The 21336-nt window shown below is 58.7% G+C and carries 17 protein-coding genes and 1 rRNA gene; 3 read left to right on the top strand and 15 right to left on the bottom strand.

Annotated elements, in window-relative coordinates; all coding sequences use genetic code 11:
- The first annotated feature begins 156 nt into the window (after nucleotides 1-156).
- Nucleotides 157-272, top strand: a 5S ribosomal RNA gene (rrf, locus tag ACQKEN_RS18155).
- Between the two features lie 83 nt (nucleotides 273-355).
- Here rrf and ACQKEN_RS18150 read toward each other — a convergent pair.
- The 11 genes from ACQKEN_RS18150 to ACQKEN_RS18100 form a co-directional block, all read right to left on the bottom strand.
- Nucleotides 356-859, bottom strand: a complete 504-nt coding sequence (locus ACQKEN_RS18150; RefSeq protein WP_427687593.1) for an SRPBCC family protein — start codon at nucleotides 857-859, stop codon at nucleotides 356-358.
- A gap of 40 nt (nucleotides 860-899) precedes the next feature.
- A complete protein-coding gene (locus ACQKEN_RS18145; RefSeq protein WP_427687591.1) occupies nucleotides 900-4361 on the bottom strand; it encodes a non-ribosomal peptide synthetase in 3462 nt (1153 codons plus the stop codon).
- Nucleotides 4358-5302 (bottom strand): diiron oxygenase, encoded by a 945-nt coding sequence (locus ACQKEN_RS18140; protein ID WP_427687589.1) that lies wholly within the window; start codon nucleotides 5300-5302, stop codon nucleotides 4358-4360. The genes ACQKEN_RS18145 and ACQKEN_RS18140 overlap by 4 nt, the downstream gene beginning before the upstream one ends.
- A 49-nt stretch (nucleotides 5303-5351) precedes the next feature.
- Complete coding sequence (locus ACQKEN_RS18135) at nucleotides 5352-6131, bottom strand: DUF3050 domain-containing protein (RefSeq protein WP_427687587.1); 780 nt, start codon at nucleotides 6129-6131, stop codon at nucleotides 5352-5354.
- Between the two features lie 739 nt (nucleotides 6132-6870).
- Nucleotides 6871-7626 (bottom strand): thioesterase II family protein, encoded by a 756-nt coding sequence (locus tag ACQKEN_RS18130; RefSeq protein WP_427687585.1) that lies wholly within the window; start codon nucleotides 7624-7626, stop codon nucleotides 6871-6873.
- Nucleotides 7627-7777: 151 nt separating this feature from the next.
- Nucleotides 7778-8521: a GntR family transcriptional regulator gene (locus ACQKEN_RS18125; protein ID WP_427687583.1), complete on the bottom strand. Its 744-nt coding sequence runs from the start codon at nucleotides 8519-8521 to the stop codon at nucleotides 7778-7780.
- Between the two features lie 227 nt (nucleotides 8522-8748).
- Complete coding sequence (locus tag ACQKEN_RS18120; RefSeq protein WP_427687581.1) at nucleotides 8749-9753, bottom strand: aldo/keto reductase; 1005 nt, start codon at nucleotides 9751-9753, stop codon at nucleotides 8749-8751.
- Nucleotides 9754-9926: 173 nt separating this feature from the next.
- On the bottom strand, nucleotides 9927-11111 hold the full coding sequence (locus tag ACQKEN_RS18115) for an MFS transporter (protein ID WP_427687579.1): 1185 nt from the start codon (nucleotides 11109-11111) through the stop codon (nucleotides 9927-9929).
- 164 nt (nucleotides 11112-11275) lie between these two features.
- The gene (locus tag ACQKEN_RS18110) at nucleotides 11276-12097 is read right to left on the bottom strand and encodes an ABC transporter substrate-binding protein (RefSeq protein WP_427687577.1); all 822 of its coding nucleotides are present in this window, start codon (nucleotides 12095-12097) and stop codon (nucleotides 11276-11278) included.
- Between the two features lie 22 nt (nucleotides 12098-12119).
- A complete protein-coding gene (locus ACQKEN_RS18105; protein ID WP_427687575.1) occupies nucleotides 12120-12884 on the bottom strand; it encodes an amino acid ABC transporter ATP-binding protein in 765 nt (254 codons plus the stop codon).
- 21 nt (nucleotides 12885-12905) lie between these two features.
- Nucleotides 12906-13784, bottom strand: coding sequence for an amino acid ABC transporter permease (locus tag ACQKEN_RS18100; protein WP_427687573.1), 879 nt, complete (start codon nucleotides 13782-13784; stop codon nucleotides 12906-12908).
- A gap of 304 nt (nucleotides 13785-14088) precedes the next feature.
- On the opposite strand from ACQKEN_RS18100, the gene ACQKEN_RS18095 reads away from it, so the two are divergent.
- Nucleotides 14089-15054 carry a LysR family transcriptional regulator gene (locus ACQKEN_RS18095; protein WP_427687571.1) on the top strand — a complete coding sequence of 322 codons (966 nt, stop codon included), beginning with the start codon at nucleotides 14089-14091 and terminating at the stop codon, nucleotides 15052-15054.
- Nucleotides 15055-15172: 118 nt separating this feature from the next.
- On the opposite strand, the gene ACQKEN_RS18090 is transcribed toward ACQKEN_RS18095, so the two are convergent.
- On the bottom strand, nucleotides 15173-15865 hold the full coding sequence (locus tag ACQKEN_RS18090) for an HAD-IA family hydrolase (RefSeq protein ID WP_427687569.1): 693 nt from the start codon (nucleotides 15863-15865) through the stop codon (nucleotides 15173-15175).
- A gap of 215 nt (nucleotides 15866-16080) precedes the next feature.
- On the opposite strand from ACQKEN_RS18090, the gene ACQKEN_RS18085 reads away from it, so the two are divergent.
- Nucleotides 16081-17568, top strand: coding sequence for a YdgA family protein (locus ACQKEN_RS18085; RefSeq protein ID WP_427687567.1), 1488 nt, complete (start codon nucleotides 16081-16083; stop codon nucleotides 17566-17568).
- A 51-nt stretch (nucleotides 17569-17619) separates the two neighbouring features.
- Here ACQKEN_RS18085 and ACQKEN_RS18080 read toward each other — a convergent pair whose 3' ends face one another.
- From ACQKEN_RS18080 to ACQKEN_RS18070, 3 genes are all read right to left on the bottom strand, one after another.
- Nucleotides 17620-18750, bottom strand: coding sequence for a mechanosensitive ion channel family protein (locus ACQKEN_RS18080; protein ID WP_427687565.1), 1131 nt, complete (start codon nucleotides 18748-18750; stop codon nucleotides 17620-17622).
- Nucleotides 18751-19056: 306 nt separating this feature from the next.
- Nucleotides 19057-19482, bottom strand: a complete 426-nt coding sequence (locus ACQKEN_RS18075; RefSeq protein WP_427687563.1) for a DUF2628 domain-containing protein — start codon at nucleotides 19480-19482, stop codon at nucleotides 19057-19059.
- Nucleotides 19483-19863: 381 nt separating this feature from the next.
- On the bottom strand, nucleotides 19864-20784 hold the full coding sequence (locus ACQKEN_RS18070) for an NmrA family NAD(P)-binding protein (RefSeq protein WP_427687561.1): 921 nt from the start codon (nucleotides 20782-20784) through the stop codon (nucleotides 19864-19866).
- Nucleotides 20785-21336 lie beyond the last annotated feature (552 nt).

Genomic DNA, 21336 nt, shown 5'->3' with positions numbered 1-21336 from the left:
CCGATGGTAGTGTGGGGTTTCCCCATGTGAGAGTAGGTCATCGTCAAGATTAAATTCCAAAACCCCATCTGCGAAAGCAGATGGGGTTTTGTTTTAAGTGAAGGTCATACATTTTTGCTGGAACGTTATGTCAGTAACGGATCGGCCACAGAATTTCTTGACGACCATAGAGTGCTGGAACCACCTGATCCCATCCCGAACTCAGCAGTGAAACGGTGCATCGCCGATGGTAGTGTGGGGTTTCCCCATGTGAGAGTAGGTCATCGTCAAGATTGAATTCCGAAACCCCAGTCTGCTTACGCAGACTGGGGTTTTGTCGTTTAAGCCACCGGCATTGAAGCGCCGAAGGCTTCCCCTATGAGCGCATCACAGCTCCGGGCACGTTCTCCATTGCTCCATCAGCAAAGCCCTGTAAGAACTCTCTGAAGCCCTCAGCGCTCATTGAGTTGTCATCTGTAGGTTCGGCAACAATGGTCCAGGTAGCGACGCAGCTGGCATTGTCTTTGGGGACAACCGTCATCGAGGCCCAGAGCCTCATCACACCTAGGTTGTTGTAGATGGTTGTCCATGTCATGGACATCGCGTTGTCGTCGCGAGAATTGAGTTGCTCGACAACCACAAGACCACCCTCCTTGAATTTCTTGTAACGGACTGAGCCAGGACCGTTACCAATCACTTCGATGCTCGCTAGGTCTGAAATGAATTGCGTGAAACCACCGAAATCGCCTACGACCTTCCAGACTTCACGCGCCGGTGCGTTTATCGAGATTGCAGAAACCACAGGCTCTCCGCCAGGATTAGTAATCAGCGTATCGGGGGAAAGGGAGCCAAGGGTCTTGAGCGGCTGAATAGCGTTCATGTTGTTCTCCATAACTTAAGGGGGTGTTGCGTTGGGTGTATCAGATGAAGGCAATTTCCTTCAGGTACTCGCAGCCCTTGCGCAGCAGCGCAGGGGTTTTCGAGGGATAGCATTCGCCCATCCGTTGAACACCCGCATGGGCGTTCTGGTAGCCGATCATTGATATGTCTCCGATGTCTTCCTCAAACCCGTCGAGATAAAAGCCGAGCACGCCGAATAAAGCGTTCTCGCTGTCCACTCGATTCAGCTGGGTTTGCCACTCACTGACGCTGACCATCTCGAACTCACTGCCAGCCTCACGGAACGCGCTGACGTAACTACTCCAACTCAACGGCTCCGGGTTGTGGAGGTTGAAGACTGCGTGGGCTGGCTGGTAACGACTGGCGTGAAAGCCGATGAATCGGGCGAGGAAGTCGACAGGCATCAAGTCGAATGTCATGGAGAAGTCGGGGACCTGGCCCAGCTGCATCGAACCCTTGAGCATCAGCATCAGGCGATTCTTGTGCGGCTGGCAGACACCGGTCACGCTGTTGAACGCGATATTGCCGGGCCGGTAGATGTTTACCCACGCACCTCGGTCACAGGCTTGCTGAAGGATGCGCTCGGCGACCCACTTGGAAAGGTTGTAGCCGTTCTTGATGTAGATCGGCGGTGTCTCGGCAGCAGGAGCTTCGAGGACGCGACCGTCAGGCCCGACGGCGCTTGAAGCAGAAAGCGTAGAGACAAAATTGAGCACCTTCTTGCTGCGACCTTCACACAGCTTCAGGCATTCAAAGATCGGCTCGACGTTATCCTTGGCCAGCGTCTCGTAATCCTGGACATGGTTGACGTTGGCGGCGTTGTGCACCAGCGCGCCAAACTCGCGATCAAGCCGCTCATACACCTCGTTGCTCAACCCGAGCTGTGGCCGTGTGACGTCGGCGGGGTACACCCGCACCCGCTCCAGATCCAGATGCTCAAGCCGGTTTTCGCGCAGTGCCAGGACAAAGCGGTCTTGCGCCGTCATCCCTGCACTTTCACGTACCAGGCAGGCAACCTCGGTTGCGCCCCACGCCAATAGCGCTTCGACAATGTGAACACCGAGAAAACCATTGGCACCAGTGACGATGACTTTATGCACGTCGCCCATGCACTCGACAGGCAGTACCGGCAGCTCGAAGGGCGCCGAAGCATCCAGGAATGCTCTCGGGCTGACGGTCCATGAGGTGGTGCCGTCGCTGTCGAGCAGTGACGCCAGGTTAGTCAACGTTGGCGCCTCGATGAAGCGATTGATCGGGATGCTGCGACCGAACCGTTCGCGAATCCCCAGCAGCATCTGCGACAACAGAATCGAGTGGCCCCCCAAATTGAAGAAGCTCTCGTCCGTTGAGATTTCGCCGGGAGGGAGCTCTAGCAGATCTGCCCACAACGTAAGGAGAAGCCTCTCGTTTTCGGTGTCGGGCAAACGACGTGGGGCGTGCTCCAGTATGTTCACGGGCAACTGCAACAGCGCCTTGCGATCGACCTTACCGTTACTGGCAAATGGCATGCTCGCCAACTCGGTATAAGCGGTCGGCCGCATATAGTCGGGCAACAACGCTGCGACATGGTCCTTGAGCAAATGCCGGGCGGCGTCCGGCTCTACGCCGTGCGGTTGCGCGAGGAAAGCCAGGATGCGTCGCTGGTCATCAATCACCACCGCGACTTGGCGGTACAACTGGCTGTCGCGCAGGCAATGCTCGATCTCCTCAGGCTCGACCCTGAATCCCCGGATCTTCACCTGGTTGTCACGTCGCCCGGACAGCTCGATGCCATCGCTCGTCCATTTGCCGATGTCCCCGGTTCGGTAGGCACGAACGCTTTGGCCATCACCCAAGGCGACGTGCACATAACGCTCATCGGTGAGGGCAGGGTTGTTGATGTAACCCAGGCACACGCCAGGACCGGCGATATAGAGCTCACCCGGCGTCTGGTCCGGGACAGGCTGCATATCCTCGTCGAGAATCAGGACCTGGCTGTTAGCGATCGGGCGACCCAGGTTGCGGTTGCTGCCACCGGGTTGAAACTGGCCGGCTGTGATCAACACCGTGGCTTCAGTCGGGCCGTACAGGTTATGGAAATGACATTGCGCTGCCAGGCGTTCAATCACGTAGGGCTCGCAGACATCACCGCCGGTGCACAAGTGCTTGAGTTTCACCGGTCGGTCGATCGGCAGGATGCTCAATAAGGCCGGTGGCAAAAAAGCGTGGCTGAGATTCTGATCCAGCAGCTCGAACAGTTGCAGCGGGTCACGACGCTGATCGTCGTTCGCCACGATCAGTTCAGCGCCGCTGAGCAGCGTGGGGAATATATCGATGACCGATGAATCGAAACTCAGCGTCGAGAACTGCAGCACACGGCTGTGTTCGGAGAGCTCGACATGGTGTGCGTACCAGGCTGTGAAGTGGCTGAGGTTGCGCTGACTGAGCATCACGCCTTTTGGGTGTCCGGTCGTACCCGAGGTGTACAGCGCCATGCATGGCGCGTCGGCCTCCGGGCAATAGCGCATCAACGGCCGCGCCGTCGGCACGATCTCGATGTGACTGATATCCAGCCCCGGCAAAACAATGCCAGCCAGTGGGTGGCTGCCATCGTGCAGCAGTAACGTAGCTTGGGCGTTTTCGAGGATGAACTGCTGACGCTGAAGAGGCTGGCTGGGGTCAAGCGGCAGATACACGGCTCCGTTGCCCAGGATGGCGAGGATTCCGGCGAACAGTGCCGCAGATTTCGACATACAAATGCTGATCACCACAGGTCCAGCCGATACGTGCGGCAGCATGGCCTGTATCTGCGTCTGGATCGCGACGCTGTGCGTGCGCAGCTGGTCATAGCTGATGCGCTCGCCGTCGATATTCAGCGCCGTGCGCCTGGCGAATTCGCTGAAGCTCCGATCCAGGCGTGCGACAAGCGTCTGCTCGGCAACGCGCAGCAACTCTGGCGCCGCGGTGAAGTTGAAGCAGTGCTCGAAGGCCAACCGGTCCAGCTGCAGCAGGCTTTCCTGGCGTTCACTGTGCGGCGGGTCGACGCGCTCGGCGCGCTCGGCGCGCGCGAAATACTCCGGATCGCGCGAGAACCGGCTGATCAGCATGGCAACGTTGTCGACCAGCGTTGCGACCGCAGCGTCCCGCAACACGCATCCGTTGCCGGAAAGCGTGGCAGCTACGGCATGGCGCGCGATCAGGCGCTGTGCGGTAGCCGTCCCGAGCCAGCACAATATTTCCAGCTCAGGCAGCGCCCGTTCGCTCACCGGTGTCAGTCCTACCCGGAGGCCGAGATGAACGGCTGTCTGGAACACGCCCAGTTCTGCGCGGGGCAGGTCCAGCGTGCCGTCCTCGATGAGGATCGACGCGTTCTGCGGTGCGCTCAGCTCCAGCGTTGCCTCGTCGCGCAGGTGGTGAGTCAGATGCCCGTGTGCGTTCAGTTCTGCACTCAGCTCACTCATCGCCTGGCTATGACCGATGAGCACAATCTCCAGGCGCTTCATTGCAAGCCTCCGGCTGATAGATAGTCCGCAAGGGCGTGCTGGACGCAGGGTGAGTCGAGCATCGAGCTGGAGGTGAAGAAACGCATGATGTTGCCCACCAGCGGATGGTGGCGATTGATCGGGAAGCACATCGCCTGCGTTTCTTCCTTGAGCGCCTGTTTAATCGGTTCTGCCACGGTCAGGCTGTCGATCAGCACGAAGTCAAAAGACTTCTGGATGTCATTGGTCAAATACTGAGCAATGAACACGGGCAGGATCTGCGCGATAAGCTGCCTGTCCTGCTCGGGCGCTGCGTGCCAGTAGATCCTGACCAGGCGCGCCCAGAAACCGGAGTGGCGTCCTTCATCGAGCAGGTGATCCGCCATGAGGCCTTTGACTGACTGCTTGACCGTGTCGTCTTTGGCGAACGCGGCCACGTCGTTGGTCACGGTGTTCTCGGCAATCGCCACGCAGATGAGCTCGACCGCGCTGCGCAAGTGGTTCGGCGCCAGGGCAAGAGCAGCGGGGATGGCCCGGCTGAGTTCGATTTCCTGTGGCAACGGGATTGGCTGGATGCCAGTGAGTGCGACGGTTTGCTGCATGAAGTCCATCGCCACCAGTGCGTGGTAATCCTCATCGACTACCACCGTCATGGCGTCGTAGCGGCAAGCGAAGGGAAAGCGGATGGCGAAGTTGTCTTTGGCAATGCTTCGCGCGGTCTTGTCGACGATCTCGGTCTCGAAAATCACCACGTCGTTGATGAACTTGTACAGGCTCTGCACCAGTGCCAGATCGCGCAGATGGGCGCATTCGCGGGTGAACGTCTCGCTTAGCACCAATGGCTGGCGGCTGAGCGGGTAGATCAGTTTTTCGTCGTTTTCGACGATGCGGCGCGGGCGTGTCCGAATGGTCGCGCGGCCTTCCCAGGCATCGACGAATGACATGTAGTCTTCGGCTTTCATGATGGCGTCCTTGTGTGGAGGGCTTCTGTATTGCGTAGGCGGAGCGGGCTCATGCGCTGACTTCCCGTGCCGTTTCACGCAGGGTCAGTTGCAGGGCGTCCCACAGCGCGATGCGGCTGTCGACGGCGGCGATGGCGGCGGCGTACACCTCGCGCTGGTGCTGTTCATTGCCCGCGACTAGCCTGGCCAGCAACGACTCCGCAGCCGGACCGTGATCTTCGGAGTCCACCTCGATGTGGCGTTCCAGGTAATAGCGAAAGGTCGGTGCCTTGTCGGCAGTGATGCCCCAGTCGTCGAGAATCCGTTGGAACATCTGCGGGATAACACTCTCGCGACCGTGGAGGAACGCGGCAGCCACACAATGCGCCGGCGCATTCAGAGCAATATCGAGGGTGTCGCGGACGAAGTGCGTGGCCGCCCGGCCTGCGCCGACGCTGTCGAGCGCGGTTTTGTAGTGAATGCCTTCGCGCAACAGTTCGACGAAATGCTCGATGCGTGCCGTGCTTGCGCCGATCTCCCGCATGGCGTCCAGGTACAGTTCGAAGTGGCTGTAATGATCGTGGCGTCCTGGCCGATCATCCGACTCCTCACCCAACACGATTTCGTTGATGAGCCGCGCTGCCTTCGGGTCTCGCGGCGGCAGCCAGGGGAGTCGGGTGCACGTCAGTTCCTGCTGCAGCCGTTTGGTCAGTGACATAAAGTCCCAGACCGCGAACACATGCACCTCCATGAATCGCTGCAGGACGTGCAGTGAATCGATCTCGGAAAAAACAGGGTGCGCGCTGAGTGCTGATTTCTTTGCGATAAGTTGCTGTTTGAGACTGTCCATTTTTACGTCCTTGATGAAATCGAGTGCGTCACGAGCTCTTTAATTGCCGCGAATAACAGTCGTCTTAAGTTGTCGTATCAACAACGCACAACATGACTTCTTTAAATGTCGGGCAATAGGGAGCTGCGAACGTTACTTCGTTAATGGTCAATAATCGTTCAAGCTGGAATCAGGCATGCTCACTTGGCCAATGCCCGTGCTGACCAGCGTCTGTAGGCGTATGGCCGGTAAACGATGGCCGCCAGAAAACGTTAGAACAGTTTCAAATGGTTTCGCAAATACTTTTTAATATAATTAATGGTGTCTATAAACCGGGCGCGAGAGAAGGCGATAAAACTTCTGAATAAAGTTTTATTGGGGCGAGCGCAACCCTTCCAGCTTATTAGAGCCAGAATTGAAATGAATGAACGAATACCTCGTTCAGCGTTGCGCTTTATCGGGCTAATGCATTTTTTGAGAATTTTTGGTTTGGGGGACATTCAGGGTTCACTTCAATGTCTCGCCCAGGCAATGCTCCTTTTGCCGCTCCATGAGAACTGCCTTCCCTGAACCGGCTGCAGACCGATTCGTCGGTCGAGTTTGCCTCAACACGGTGGTACACCGCGTCAACGACGACCAAGTTTCACGATAGGTGCATTAGCGGCAGCCCGAGCACGGCAGGGCCGGCTTTTAGTCGCAGGAGGCTTCAGAAGGGAGGGCGTAAGCAGTGGATGCAGAAGGAGAGGGCGGCGGTGTTTGTTCAGCCGCCCAGCAAGCCGAGGTGTGTGTTGATGATGTGCAGCAGGCGGTCGCGTTGCGAGCTGAGGAAATCATGAGTGCCGCGCACTTCGATCAGTTCGAACTCGCGACGTGTGAACTCCCGCCATCGCATCATGCTACCGGCCGTAGCCACCGGATCATCGCTGCCGTACAGACCGGTCAGCGGGATGTCCAGGCCCTCGTCAGCACAGTGTGACCAGATCTCCGACAGCTTTACGTCGCTGCGCACGACAGGCTCTAGCAGCTTCAAGCGTTTCTTGTCCTGCGCGAACGTGGTCGGGATCACGCCCAACCTGATCAGCGCTTGAATGAAGTCGTCGTGCGGCAGCGTGTGCAAGTACGGCCAGGGCTGTCGGCTGTCAGGGCTGCGGCAGCCGGAAACAAACAGATGACGCGTCAGATTCGGGTAATGATGCTGCGCCAGCCTGGCCATTTCATAAGCGACGCGACCGCCGAAGCTGTGGCCGTAAAACGCATGGGGTTCGCTCAGATAGGGCTGCAACGCGAGGAAGGTGTCTTGCAGCAAGGGCGCCCACTGATCGTAGGGCGTTTCCTTGAGCCGGCTGCCATGGCCGGGCAGGCGTAGCGTTACCAGCTCGATATGATCGGCAAGGCCTTCGGACCAGTCACGAAAGTGTTCCGGATCGCCCCCTACGTGAGGAAAGCAAATCAAGCGGGTTCTGACGGGTTGTCCGGAATTGACCACCATCAGCCATTTGTTCTTTTCGGCTTGCACTCAGCTTCCCCGAGCCTTGATAGAGGCGTTATAACCGTGGAGCCGGGTCCTTCGGCGCTTACACCGTCATGAACGGCGTTCGTTGATACCTTGTGCTTATCGGCCGATTAGCCCGTGGCGAGCAAGGTCACGATTGAAACAGCAGCGAATGTCACTGGGTGACGGCACGTTTTCGCAAGGCTGCCGCAGGTTTTGACTCTTCCGCCTTACGGGCGCTCAAGTAGGCATTGATGGCTTCAACACCACGATTCAAGTGGTGAGTCAGCGCCTCGACGGTGGCGCCCACATCACCAGCGCCGGCCATTTCCAGCAATTCGTAGTGGTCGTGTTGGGACAGCTTGCCCAGGTTCATTTGCTTGAGATTGAAACGCAAGAAGCGCTCTTCCTCGTTCAAGCCGTCCTCGACCAGTTTGAGCAGGCGCTTGTTGTGCGCCTTGGAATACAGCGCCATGTGGAACTGGCGGTTGAGCGTGCCCATGATGCTGTAGTCGGTTTCGACCTCGAGCTGTTCGATATACCCACGCGCTGTGCTGATGTCTTCGGCGGTCAGCAGCGGTATCGACTGTCGAAGCGCCTCGGACTCCAGCAGGATGCGCAACGCGTAAGCATCCGTAGCGTCCTCGTTGATCAACGGGGCAACGACCGCACCTTTGTGGGTCTCGACGCGCAGCAACGATTGAGCTTCCAGCTGACGCAGCGCCTCGCGCACGGGCATGCGGCTGACACCGAAAAGCGTCGCCAGCTCTTGCTGGCGCAGAGCAATGCCTGCCGGGAGGCGTCCGTCGAGGATGGCACTGCGCAGTTTTTCTTCGATAACGGCACGCGCCATATGCGCAGGCGGCTGCTCATCACCCAGGGTTTCCCGCAGAAATTGCTCTTTCTCAGTCCTGCGCATGCTTGATCTTCTTCGGCTGACCAGTTATTGGATCCAACAAAACATTAGAGACCGCTGCTGGCCTTGTCAAACTTTGATACAAGTTTAGCGGCCTGTCTCGGCGCGGCATTCTACAAGGGATTGAGCGTGGAGGTGTTGCCATCAATCGGGGATTGGGAACGGGATGCCCGGCCTCGGTTACGCAAGTCTGTTACGGCAACCGAGGCGGGCTTCACAGTTGATCGGAGTCAGATATAACGGCCCGTCACGAAATGCTGCACATCGTTGAAACCCGGCGTGGACGCATGCCCGGGCGTCACGAGAGAGTCGATGAACGCCTCGTCCTCCGCAGTGATGTTCACGCTGAGGGCTTTGGTGTAGCTGTCCCATTGGTCCTCGGTGCGTGGCCCGACAATGGCAGAGGTCACGGCCTGATTGTTCAGCACCCAGGCGATGGCGAATTCAACCAGTCCTACGCCTTTGGCCTGGGTATACGCCTGCAGTTTCTGGGCGATGTGCAAGGACTCGCTGCGCCATTCGGTTTCCAGAATACGCTTGTCCTGACGCCCGGCGCGGGTGCTGCTGTCCGGTGTAACGTCGGGGGCGTACTTGCCACTCAACACGCCGCGCGCCAGCGGGCTATAGGGCACAACACCCAAACCATAGAACTTCGCCGCAGTGATCTGCTCCAGCTCGGCCTGACGGTTGACGATGTTGTACAGCGGCTGGCTGATCACCGGTTTGTCGACGCCCAGACGCTGAGCGACGTTGACCACTTCGGCGATACGCCAGCCTCGGAAGTTCGACACGCCCCAGTACCGGATCTTGCCCTCGCGAATCAGATCGCCGATGGCCGACACGGTCACTTCGAGTGGCGTGTTGTGGTCTTCCTTATGCAGGTAATGAATGTCGATGTAGTCGGTGTCGAGACGACGCAGGCTGGATTCGATTTCATTGAAGATGTGCTTGCGATTCAGGCCGCTCGAGTTCGGTGCGGTATTGCCCGAGCTGCTGCCGACTTTGGTGGCCAGGATCCACTCACTGCGCCGGCTGGCGATAGCCTCGCCAACGATTTCTTCAGACCGGCCGGCGTTGTAGACGTTGGCCGTGTCAATGAAGTTGACGCCTTCATCCCAGGCCTTGTCGATGATGCGCAGGGATTCTTCGGTGCCGGTCTGCACGCCGAACATCATGGAGCCCAGTGTCAGCGTTGAAACCTGAAGGCCGGATTGGCCAAGGGTGCGGTATTTCATTGTTCGATATCCTTTTCGTCAGGGAAGTGGAAATCAGGACAGTCTGGGACAGGCTTGCAAGGGGTCTCGTAAAGGCCGATCAGACCGAAAGCCCTAGGCCGGACATACTCACCTGTTTGGGCGGGTTTTGAACAGTGACAAATTGACGGAACCGCGTGTGGCTGAGCGCGGGCTCAGAGCGAGATGTCAGCGTGAGTGAGCTTCGCGTGTCGCCCCGCCAGAAAGCACAATGTGCCGCCCATGGCGGTCAGGCACGCGAGGACATAAAACATGGTCGGCGCAGGGCTATTGATCAATAAGTAGCCACAGATCACCGGGCTCAACGCTCCGCCGAAGGCCGCGAGATTCTGCGCACCCAAGTAGCTGCCGCGAAGGTGATCCGGTGCGATGGTGTCGACGAACAGATATTCGGCGGGGTAAATGATCATCTCGCCTAAGGTGAAGACGAACATCGCAGCGCACCAGGCCAGGGTCGTTTCGGCAAAACTGAAGCCGATGAGCCCGATAGCAAATAAAGCTGTGCCGAGGCAAATCCAGTACGGCAACTGCTCGCGCTTGAGAAAACGGCCGATCTGGTACTGCATCAAAATGACCGTTACCGCGTTGCAGGCCAGTACGGCTGAGAGGATGTTCAACGCCTGTTCCGCCGAGTGCGTGACCAGCAAAAACTGCGACAGGTACAACGTATACCGGCCATGCACGATGGTGCTGAGCAAGCTGCCGCCCGTGAACAGAATCAGCGTGCGATCGTTTTTCAGCGTGACCAGGGTGTCGAGAAAGCTGCGCGGTGGGTGTTCGGTGTCTGCGACTGTGCGCGGAATGCCGAGCATCAGAAAAAGACTGCAGAATGCGATGGCGCTGGCGATGAAAAACGGCGCCAGTGGCAGGTGCCCGGCAATGACCACGCCCAGCATCGGGCCTGTGGCGTAGCCGATATTGGTGAGGGTGTATCGCAGCGAGAAGACCTTCGCACGCTGCCCGATGGGCAGGTTTTCGCTGATGATTGCTTTGGAGCCGATCAGAAACAGCGCCGAGGCCGTCTCAGTGATCACCAGCGTGAGGGTCGTCAGATAGACGTTTTGGGCGAAGGTCAGTAGCGCGAAGCCGACGGCGCTGGACAGCATCGCCAGGATCAGCAATTTGCGCTTTTCCAGCCGGTCGATGACGTAGCCACCGTATAGCCCCAAGAGCGTGGCGATGAACACGGCGATGCCCATCAACAGCCCGACGTCTTGCTGGTTAAGCCCCAGCCTCGTGCTCAGGAACAGCGAAAGCAACGGGCTGGTCATCGCCCGGCTCACAACGATGGTCAGCGAGCAGACCATCAACCGACGGATGACGAGGGAGTAGGTGGGCACTCTTGGTTTCCTTTATCTCAGCGTTTCCTTCTGTAGGAGCGCGCTTGCCCGCGAATGCGTCATGCCTGATATCCAGTCATGGACTGACACACCTCAATCGCGGTCAAGTGCGTTCCTACAGAAATTCGTGCTTAGTGTTCGTCCGTGATTCGCCGCGCAGCCGTTTACTTCCCCTGATTCATCCCGACCTTGGTCACCGCACCCTGCTCCAGCTCCCACTTCTTGAGGATCTTGCCATAGGTACCGTCGTCGACCATGGCCTGCATCGCTTCGGCAATGGCCGCCGCCAGCTCAGGGTTGGACTTGCTGACGCCCAGGCCTGTGAACTGTTTGGAGATCGCCTGGCCAAGGGGCTTGTAGGTGTCCTTCTCCTGGGACATCAGGTACGGAATGGTTTCGCTGCCCTGCATCGCGGCGTCGAGCCGGCCCTGCCGCAGCTGCGCGCGAGCATCAGCCGAGCCTTCGGAGCCGCTGACGATGATCGCCGGCTTGCCTTTCGCTTCGCAGTTTTCCTTGCTCCAGCCAGCAATTTCCGCCGGCCAGGTGGTGCGCCGGCTGGTGCCGACTTTCTTGCCGCACAAATCGGCGGGCTCATTCAGATCAGCGTTTTTGGTCAGCGTGTACAGTTGCGGCCCGCTGGCGAAGTAGTCGATGAATGTCACCGACTTCTGCCGCTCGGCCGTGTCAGTCATGCCCGACAGAATGATATCGAAGCGTTTGGTCACCAGGCCGCTGACCATTTGCTCAAATGCTGTCTCCTGCCATTTGATCTTGACGCCAAGGCGCTCGGCCAGGGCGTTGCCGAGATCCACATCCAGGCCGGTCAGCGTGTTGGTGCTGGTGTCTTTGAAATCCATCGGCGGGTAGTTAGGCACAATGGCGGCGGTAATTTCGCCCTTTTCCTTGAGGCTGGCGGGCAGCGCGGCGAACACTGGCGCGGACGCCATCAGGCCGGCGAGCAAACTGGGGATGAGGATCTTTTTCATGGTCGTTCTCGTTTGTTCTGGTTTAAGTGCGAACGGCAGAAATGAAGCTTTGGGTTCTCGGGTTTTGTGGGCTTATTAGAATGTCTTCCGGGGTGCCGGCCTCCACAATCTGGCCGCCGTCCATGAACACCATCCGGTTGGAAACTTCGCGGGCAAAGCCCAGTTCGTGTGTGACGACGATCATGGTCATGCCGCTGTGCGCCAGATCACGCATGACCGACAACACTTCGCCCACCAACTCTGGATCAAGGGCGGAAGTGGGTTCGTCGAACAGCATCAGCTTGGGCCGCATTGCCAGTGCGCGAGCGATCGCGACACGCTGTTGCTGGCCGCCGGAAAGCTCGACGGGATAGGAATGGCGCTTGTCCGCCAGCCCGACGCGGGCCAGTAACTCGGTGGCTTCTTCGTTGGCCTCTTTGGGCGAGCGCTTGAGCACCTGGATCGGGCCTTCTATCACGTTCTGCAAGGCGGTCATGTGCGGGAAGAGATTGAAGCGCTGAAACACCATGCCGGTGCTCAAACGCTGACGAGCGATCTGAGCGTCCGTCAGTTCGTGCAACTTGTTGCCGACGATGCGGTAGCCCACCAGTTCGCCGTCGACCCACAAACCGCCCTTGTCGATTTTTTCGAGCTGATTGACGCACCTCAGCAGCGTGCTCTTGCCCGAGCCCGAGGGCCCGATGATGCACAGGACTTCGCCCTGCTCGACTTCAATGCTGACGTCTTTAAGGGCGTGGAACTGGTCGTAGTATTTGTTCAGGCCGACGGCTTTGACGATGCTTCTCATGCTGATTCTCCTGGGCCTGACTTACGAACGCTTGCCGGCGCCGCGGGCAAAACGCAGCTCCAGCCGGCTTTGGCCGAACGACAGGACCGTCACCACCGCCAGGTACCAGATCCCCGCGACGATCAGCAGCTCCATGACCCGGGCGTTGGCGTAGTAGATGTTCTGCGCGTTGTGCAGCAATTCGGAATACTGGATGACGCTGGCCAGGCTGGTCATCTTCACCATGCCGATGAATTCGTTGCCGACCGGCGGGATAATCACGCGCATGGCCTGGGGCAGAATCACCCGGCGCAGTGCCTGCAGGCGCGGCATGCCGATGGACTTGGCGGCTTCGTACTGACCGGTGTCCACGGACAGCAGGCCTGCGCGCACGACCTCGGCGGTGTAAGCGCCCTGATTGATGCTCAGGCCCAGCAGTGCGGCAACGAAGGGTGTCATCAGGCTGACCGTGTCGATCTCGAACACGCCGGGAATACCGATGACCGGAAAGATAAGCGCCAGGTTAAACCACAGCAGCAACTGCAGAATCAGCGGCGTGCCGCGAAACAGCCAGGTGTAGGTGATCGCGACGTAACGCAAAATCGGGTTTGCCGACATGCGCATGATGGCCGTGACCACACCGATCACCACCCCGAGAACCATCGCCAGAATCGACATGATGATCGTGTTGAGCAGTCCCCACAGAATGGCCTCGGAGGTCAGGAACTGGCCGATATAACTCCACTCGATCTGTCCGTTGGCAAACGCGCGAGCCAGGCTGGCCAAGGCAACGATGATGAGGGTCGCGAAGAAAATGCGCCCGTAGTAGCGGCGTGGGACGTGTTCGTACTGGGTAATGTCGAACGCGTTTTCGGTCTTCCTTCGCTCGGCTTGCAGCTGCTCCGCCTGATTCTGATTCATGTGTTTCTCCGAAGCTGTATGCAGACCGCGCCTGCCTGATCTGGGCAACCCTACCCAGTCTTCCTGCCCCGACGTAGGCCCGCCGTTGCAACATGGAATCGTCCTGAATAGAAGGCAGTTACGAATTGAAAGTCCTGATCAAAGTGTCAGGTTAATTGAGGTTGGATCCGCTTTGGGCCTATGTAGCGGACTAGGCCGTGCGCGGTTGCCAATCAGGTTTATCTGTGTTCATTATTATCAATCGGGCACGTTTTTGTTGTGAGTCAGAGCCTGTTGAATCCAATAGGCGAGGTCAATAAGCATTATGGAAACTCCACTTTCCAATTCTGGAAACGTGCCGCCTAAACCGGGAGTTCGCCCCCCTCTTACGCTCAGCGGAATGGACTTCAAGCTGTTGCGGGTGTTTCAGGCCGTGGTGGAGGCGGGTGGCTTCAGCGCCGCCCAGAACGAGCTGAATGTGGGCCTTGCAGCCATCAGCAAGCAGATTTCTGACCTTGAAATCCGTATCGGCATGCGCCTCTGCACACGAGGCCGGGAGGGCTTTCATCTCACTGAAGAGGGCAAGCTGGTCTATCAGGCGGCTATCGAATTGTTCGCGTCCGTAGACAGTTTTCGCGACCGGATTAGTTCAGCGCAGAACGAGTTGATTGGCGATTTGAGTATCGGCGTAATTGATAACACCCTGACCGATAAAAGTTCGCCGCTCATTGCCGCGCTCAGACTAATGCACGATGAAGCGCCCAAAGTCAGACTTCGCCTGCAAGCGTCCCAACTGGATGAAGTTGAGCGTGCAATGGTCGAAGGCCGCGTGAGCCTTGGTATCGTGCCGGTGTATCAGCGGCGGGAAGAGTTCGATTATTTCGAGTTGTACGAAGAGACCTCTCACGCCTACTGCGCAGTGGGGCATCCGCTGTTCGAGGCGGATGAAAGCGCCCTCGGCATCGACAGCCTGCGGGCATTCGACATCGTCAATCATCGCTATGCGATCCATCGCGACAAGGCGAGCTTCGTCAATTCCGACAGCCAGTGCGCCTCCGCCTCCCAGGTCGAAGCGGTCGCCATGATGATCCTGACCGGCCGGTTCATCGGCTTTCTCCCCGAACACTACACGCGCAATCTGATCCGCGACGGCCAACTCCGCGCCTTGCGCCCCGATCTGATCTTTCTACGCACGCCCGTCAACCTCATCCTGAGACACAACGCCCCCCGAAGCCCGCTGGTCAAGGCGTTCGCTCGGGCGTTGGGGGTGGATTTGACGCGTGTTGGCTGAGGCTAAACCTAAGATTTAAGTAGGAGCGCGCTTGCCCGCGAATGCATTCAACCAGTCGATGCAGTCGCTGTTGACCCAACGCAATCGCGGGCAAGCGCGCTCCTACATTTTCCGATCATCAGCGGGCAAACCCCGGCAAACCCCAATCTTCCAGCGGAAACTCCGTCAGCGAACCCAATATCAGGTCGGCATGCGCGTATTGCTCGATCGGCATGTGCGAGTCCGGCACGGCCACGGCATACATGCCTGCGGTCTTGGCCGCAGTGACGCCGAATGGCGAGTCTTCAAACACCAGACAGTCCTTCGGGTCCACACCCAGGTGGCGCGCCGCCGCCAGGAAAATATCCGGCGCAGGCTTGGCCGCCGTGACCTCGGCGTGATCCGCCGTCACCACGTCTTTGAACAGCTCAAACCAGGCGCGGTGATTGCTCGTCTTGGCGTGGAAATAGTGAAGGGAAGAACTGGTGCCCACCGCAATCGGGATGTTGTGCTCGGCGAGGTGACGCACCAGTGCCTCGGCGCCACGCATCGGCACGGCGTGGGGGAAGCGCTCGTCCAGCATCGGCTGGCGAACGGTCAGGAACTCCTCGGGAGACATTGGCAGCCCTAGCGCGCTGATCACGTACTCGGCGAAATCCTGGGAGCCGCGGCCAATGGAATGCTGCTTCACAGCCCAGTCGAACGTCTTGCCATGCCGCTTGGCGATGGTATCGGTCACTTCGGTGTAGATGCCTTCGGTGTCCAGCAGCAGGCCGTCCATGTCGAAGATCACCGCCTTGACCGGACCCTTGGGCTTTTGCACTTCGCTCATCTCATCGATCCCGTTAGCAAATTGGCGTTTAGCCTAACGCTTCGGCGAACGTCGTGGCTAGGCGCAACGGATGCAAAACGTTCTCGCCAAGTGCTAATCTCGCCGGGCTCTCGGCAGCGCAAGGTGCTGCACGGCCGCTCTGTGTGGCGCCGAAACCCTCCGGGGTCAAGGAAGGCAAGACCTCTCTTCAAGAACGGACATCTTCGAGTCGACACATGAAAAAATCAGTCAACATCGCCGTAGGCGTTATTGTGGTTGCGGGCGTCCTCGTCACCGCTGGCGCCTGGTACACCGGTAAAAAGCTGGAAGGCGCACTCAGCGACGCCATCCAGCAAGGCAATCAGCAGCTTCAAGCCGCGTTCGTCGGGCATGAAGGCAAGGCGAGTGTTGAGCTCCTTTCCCTGGACCGCCACTTCTTTACCAGCACCGCCCACTACAAGCTGAATATCCAGGACCCTCAATTCAATGAGGGCAAGCCGGTCGAGCTGCTGTTTGTCGACAACATCGAGCACGGCCCATTGCCGTGGAGCCGCGTGAAATCGCTGCAACTGCTGCCGGTCATGGCCGCCAGCAACGTGCAGATCGAGAAGAACGCCTTCTCCGAAAAATGGTTTGCCATGACCAACGGCCAGCCGCCGCTGACCGGCCACTTCAGCATGGGCTACGACCGCGCCGCATTGGGCCGGGTGGACTTGCTGCCGTTTGAGTTCACCGATCAGACCGGCGCGTTCAAGTTTTCCGGTTTCACCGTGAATGCCTCCGGCTCGGGCGATGGCCAGAAGCTTGAGGCCAATGGTGTGCTGGGCAGCGTCGACGTCACCGCCACCTCCGAAGAAGGCCCGGTGCACCTGACGCTCAAGGATTTCACCTTCAACACCGGCGGCACAAAAGGCAAATCGGGTTTCTACCTGGGCCACACCGACGCGAAAATCGCCTCGGCCACGTTCCAGGCGGCAGGCCAGCCGGCCATTCAGTTCAAGGACTTCGTCAATACCAGCCTGTTGCAGGAAGTGGAAGGCAACCTGAACGCGCAGGTGAGCTACGACATCGGCAACATCAGCTTCAGTGGCAGCGACATTGGCGCCATGCAGATGCTCTGGAAGTTCGGAAATTTCGACATTGCTTCAACCCAGGCGCTGATGAAGATCTATCAGGAGAAAGTGCAGCCTCAAGCCCAGGCCGCCGCCGCGATGGGTGAAACCTACACGCCACATCTGAGCCCGGCTGATCAGGCGCTGGTCCAGGCCGAAGTCAGCAAGCTGCTGACCGCCAAGCCACACATCGAGCTGGAAAAGCTTTCGCTCAAAACAGCCAGCGGCGAGAGCCAGTTCAACCTGTCGATGGACTTGGGCAACCCTTCGGCGCTCGATCAGCCGGGCGCGGAATTGCTCAAGCAGTTGCTGACTCAGCTGGACGCCAAGCTGGTGCTCTCCAAGCCGATGATCAAGGATCTGGCCGCACTGCGCGCCAAGTCTGCCGGTCTGACTGACCCCGCCGCCATCGCGCAGCAGGCGCAGGGCGCAGCGGATTCAGTGGGCGGCATGGCGGTCATGTTGCAAATGGGCAAGGTCGATGGCGACAACATCGTGTCCAGCCTGCATTACGCCAATGACGTGGTGGACTTCAACGGCGTGAAAATGTCGGGGCAACAATTTGCCGCGGCGATGATGGGCAAGTTTGTGATGCTGAACGGCGGTCAATAAGTCTTTCCCGGCCACCCTCTGGGTGGCCAGGTAACTTGCTTTTACCTGTCTTCAGACTGGCGGCTGACGCGCGATTTCCGTGGGCGCTTCGTGGCCTTCGCGCTCCGGCTGCACGGTGCGCGAGGACATCTCGGCACGCAGCTGAGGCAGGCACTGCGGATATTGCCGGGCAACGAAACTGATCAGCCGCTCGCGCATGTGGCATCGCGCATCCCAACTGCGCGATGAATCCGCCGAGCTCAACAACACCCGCAATTGCATCGCCTTGTCGGTGGTGTCCGTGACCTGCAATACGCAGACGCGGCCATCCCACAGGTGCGGTATCTCTTTGCAGATACGCTCCGCTTCCTCGCGCAACTCCTCCAGCGGCAACGCATAATCCACCCACAGAAACACCGAGCCAATCAGGCTCGACGTGCTGCGCGTCCAGTTCTGGAAGGGCTTCTCGATGAAGTACTGCAACGGAATCACCATCCGCCGCTCATCCCAGATCTTCAGCACCACGTACGTGCCGCTGATCTCTTCAATGCGGCCCCACTCGCCTTCAACGATCACCACGTCATCCAGGCGAATCGGCTGAGAGATAGCGATTTGCAAACCCGCGATCAAGTTGCCCAGCACCGGCTTGGCGGCGAAACCCGCGGCCAGCCCCGCGAGCCCTGCCGATGCCAGCAGGCTCGTACCAATCTGCCGCACCGGCGGGAAGCTCATCAGAATCAGCCCGGTACCGAACAGCAGCACCAGCACATTCAGGCAGCGCACCAGCACCCGCACTTGCGTCTGAATCCGACGGGCTTGCAGGTTGTCTTCGATGTCCAGCGGGTTGCGGATCGCGACCGCTTCGCCAATGGCTTTCACGCAGCTCAGCGCCAGCCAGGTGAACCCGGCCACCACCAGCATGCCGTTCAGATGCCGCACGCCGTTGATCAACATCAGATCATCGGGGGCAGAGGTCCAGACGGTTTGCAGGGCGAGCAGCGGGATCAGCCACAACGTCGGCGGTTCGGCGCGATGAAGCAACTGCTGGGCGAAGACGAAGGATTTCGCGACGCGGCGGAGCAAGATCAGCGCAATCCAGCGTCCCAACAGCGCGATGCCAATCGCGACGGCGGCGGCCACGAGGGTATTGAGCCAGGGCAACGGCAGCGCGTTCAGCCAGGCTTGCGGGAGTACGTGTTCCATAGAGGGGGTTCACCAACAGGACAGTTCAAAGGCAAGAGGTGTGAGCTCCCTCGTCGCTCAATGTTCCCCGATCAACCCGCCGCCGCTGAAATCGTGACGGGCTGGAATCAGCGAGCCAGAGCATCCGACACGTTTACACCATGTCGAATGCGCTGACCAGTTCAGGCTAATGGCCGGGCGACGCCTGAATGTCTGTCGCATGCTGTAGCGGCCATGGCATTGCGTACGCGCAACACCATGGCAAAGGCTCGTCTTTCACAACGCCGAAGCAGTGAAAATGACGACGCTCTGTGGTGCGTCCTGACCTTACCAGCGCATGCCTTTGAAAGGGCTCCAGCCTTGCTCGCCCTTAATTTCCTTGAGGTAGTAGGCGTAGTTTGTCGAGATTGCGTACAGGATGTTCATGCCGAAACCTACACCGAAGTTCACCTGTTTAGCGTAGGCAAAGTTGGTTGCGGAGTAGAAGATTTCCGTCACGATAGTGAGCGCGATCAGAATGCCGATCAGCGTCAGGTTTTTCTTCCACAGACCCAGGACGAACAGGTAAATCGGACCAAAGAAAAACGCGATGATGTTGGCGTTGATCCTGATCTTCTGCTTGAAGGGTAGCTTCAGCAGGGCTGGCTTGTAAGTTGGTGAATTCGGCGCGCCGTGCTCGTCAAAAAATGCGAAGCGTTGCTGCCATTTCTCGCTGTAGGTGCTACGGCTTTGTACGTGATCTGTAGTGTTCATTTGAGCTTCCCTTGTGGTCCTTGAGTGGTGTTTTTCTTCCCGGATATCCTGGGTGTTGCTTGTTGTTATGCGTTGCTGACTCCTCGAAGTTCTTGAAGAGCGGCGAAACGCTCCATCGCGCGTCGCTGCAGTCTCATGAGTAGGAATATTCCTACAGGTGGGGAATTTTTTTTCATTTTTTTACAGGTTGCAAGAGCGTCCAGATGCCGGCGAGGCGTGCCGCCGCTGAAGCCCGCCATGCCCGCGAAGCCTTTACCGCAGCAGGCGAAAGGTCTCACGCACATGCTCAGTGAGCGTTGCCGGGTTTTCCATCGCAGCGAAGTGGCCGCCGTGCTCGGCCTCAGCGGGGAATTTGAAGGGGAAACGACTCGATAGGGTGGGTCATGGGTTGATCCCTTGCACGTGGGTACGGGCCAATGTGTCACGGACGGATGCCCATTCACGCTGGCCATAGCGGTCGTTGTCCAGGTTGAGCAGCTTGCCGCGCCCACTCATCATGTCGCGCAGGTATTGCATCCCTTGCCAGGCGGGGAAGGGCTTTTCACTGGCAGGCGTAAGCGCCCGCACCACGGAGATGAGCGCGGACAGCGTGCCGAGATTCCCGGGGCGCAGGGTGCGGTAATGCTGCCCGCTCAGCTCGGTGAGGATGTGGGCAATCTGCGCAGGCGACACGCTGTTGCCGGCAATGCGCAGAAAACGCGGCGTGTGGCGATCAAGGGCGGCGTCGGCGGTGAAGGCGGCTACGTCGTCCTTTGCAGTGAAGTCCAGCGGTTGTTGCGCGTCGCCGAAATGCAGCACCCGGCGGCCGGGTAGAACAATAGGCGCGTCGCCCTCAAGCAGTTCCAGAAAACCACCGTTGAGGATTGAGGTGACGGCGATGTCGGCTGTATCGAGCCGGGTGGCGAAGCGCCGGCGAAGGTCCAGGTTGCGGTTGTCGCCAGGACGGGTACGGGTGTAGTCGAGCGAATAATCCGAGGGAATGAACCGGGGTACCCCGGCGGCTACAGCGGCCTCCAACAGCCTGCCTTGCTGCTCGATGATCACCTCTTCCAGGCCGTTGAGCGTCGACACCACGCACCCCGAGCCGGCGATGGCACGGCGCAGGCCCTGAGCGTCGTCCAATGAAACGGGCGTGATCGCAATGCTGGCGTTGCGCAGGCCCGGCAGCCGGGCTGTTTCAGTGTCTGGCCGAACCAGCGCGATGACATGGGCGCCGCGCTCAACCAGCGCTCGGACCACCCGGTGGCCCAAGTCTCCCGAGGCGCCAGCAACCACAATGGGTAAAGGAGTCGTGTAATTCACAAAGCGCCTTCCTGGTCAGCTTGAAAAGGGTGAAAACGATAACGGCCTGCGTCGATTTAACTGACCGTTACCCTTTAGTTGACGCGCCCCATCAGCTCAGAGCACCTGCCGGCAGGAGACCGAGAGCAGTTGATCCAAGCCATTCCCGAGCGACTGGATTGGGTCTGAAGCTGGTTCAGGCGGCCGGTTTGTTGAGGTGAGCATTTTGGATTCTAACGGCTTGCCAAGTAAGGGGGCTGAACTTGAGAAGCCTTGTGGGCGTTAAAGGGTGATCAATTAAAAGCGACACGTGTGTGGGCTGATTTGTTCAATACTGTCGGCACTGAATATTCAAACTCAGCGTTGCAATGTGATGCGAGGTGCCCGCTTACCGAAAAGGGTAAGTGCCTTTCGTGTTTGGCTTAATCGCTACCATCCAGCGATGGGGAAGTTCCCTGACTGATCAGCCCTGAAAGGCCCAATGGGTTCGCTCCTGGCTTGCGCCAGGCATCAGTCCAAACCCGCAAAGCCCAGTGGATCCAAAGCTTCCGGGCGAAGCAGCCGCTCATCGGG

Source organism: Pseudomonas sp. NPDC078416, from assembly GCF_050268485.1.
Lineage (GTDB): Bacteria > Pseudomonadota > Gammaproteobacteria > Pseudomonadales > Pseudomonadaceae > Aquipseudomonas.
This window is presented reverse-complemented; position numbering and strand designations above follow the sequence as displayed.

What these genes read in the sequence shown, in the direction of transcription:
- ACQKEN_RS18150 (WP_427687593.1), bottom strand. Translation starts at nt 859, where the DNA reads ATGAACGCTATTCAGCCGCTCAAGACCCTTGGCTCCCTTTCCCCCGAT.
- ACQKEN_RS18145 (WP_427687591.1), bottom strand. Translation starts at nt 4,361, where the DNA reads ATGAAGCGCCTGGAGATTGTGCTCATCGGTCATAGCCAGGCGATGAGT.
- ACQKEN_RS18140 (WP_427687589.1), bottom strand. Translation starts at nt 5,302, where the DNA reads ATGAAAGCCGAAGACTACATGTCATTCGTCGATGCCTGGGAAGGCCGC.
- ACQKEN_RS18135 (WP_427687587.1), bottom strand. Translation starts at nt 6,131, where the DNA reads ATGGACAGTCTCAAACAGCAACTTATCGCAAAGAAATCAGCACTCAGC.
- ACQKEN_RS18125 (WP_427687583.1), bottom strand. Translation starts at nt 8,521, where the DNA reads ATGCGCAGGACTGAGAAAGAGCAATTTCTGCGGGAAACCCTGGGTGAT.
- ACQKEN_RS18120 (WP_427687581.1), bottom strand. Translation starts at nt 9,753, where the DNA reads ATGAAATACCGCACCCTTGGCCAATCCGGCCTTCAGGTTTCAACGCTG.
- ACQKEN_RS18110 (WP_427687577.1), bottom strand. Translation starts at nt 12,097, where the DNA reads ATGAAAAAGATCCTCATCCCCAGTTTGCTCGCCGGCCTGATGGCGTCC.
- ACQKEN_RS18105 (WP_427687575.1), bottom strand. Translation starts at nt 12,884, where the DNA reads ATGAGAAGCATCGTCAAAGCCGTCGGCCTGAACAAATACTACGACCAG.
- ACQKEN_RS18100 (WP_427687573.1), bottom strand. Translation starts at nt 13,784, where the DNA reads ATGAATCAGAATCAGGCGGAGCAGCTGCAAGCCGAGCGAAGGAAGACC.
- ACQKEN_RS18095 (WP_427687571.1), top strand. Translation starts at nt 14,089, where the DNA reads ATGGAAACTCCACTTTCCAATTCTGGAAACGTGCCGCCTAAACCGGGA.
- ACQKEN_RS18090 (WP_427687569.1), bottom strand. Translation starts at nt 15,865, where the DNA reads ATGAGCGAAGTGCAAAAGCCCAAGGGTCCGGTCAAGGCGGTGATCTTC.
- ACQKEN_RS18085 (WP_427687567.1), top strand. Translation starts at nt 16,081, where the DNA reads ATGAAAAAATCAGTCAACATCGCCGTAGGCGTTATTGTGGTTGCGGGC.
- ACQKEN_RS18080 (WP_427687565.1), bottom strand. Translation starts at nt 18,750, where the DNA reads ATGGAACACGTACTCCCGCAAGCCTGGCTGAACGCGCTGCCGTTGCCC.
- ACQKEN_RS18075 (WP_427687563.1), bottom strand. Translation starts at nt 19,482, where the DNA reads ATGAACACTACAGATCACGTACAAAGCCGTAGCACCTACAGCGAGAAA.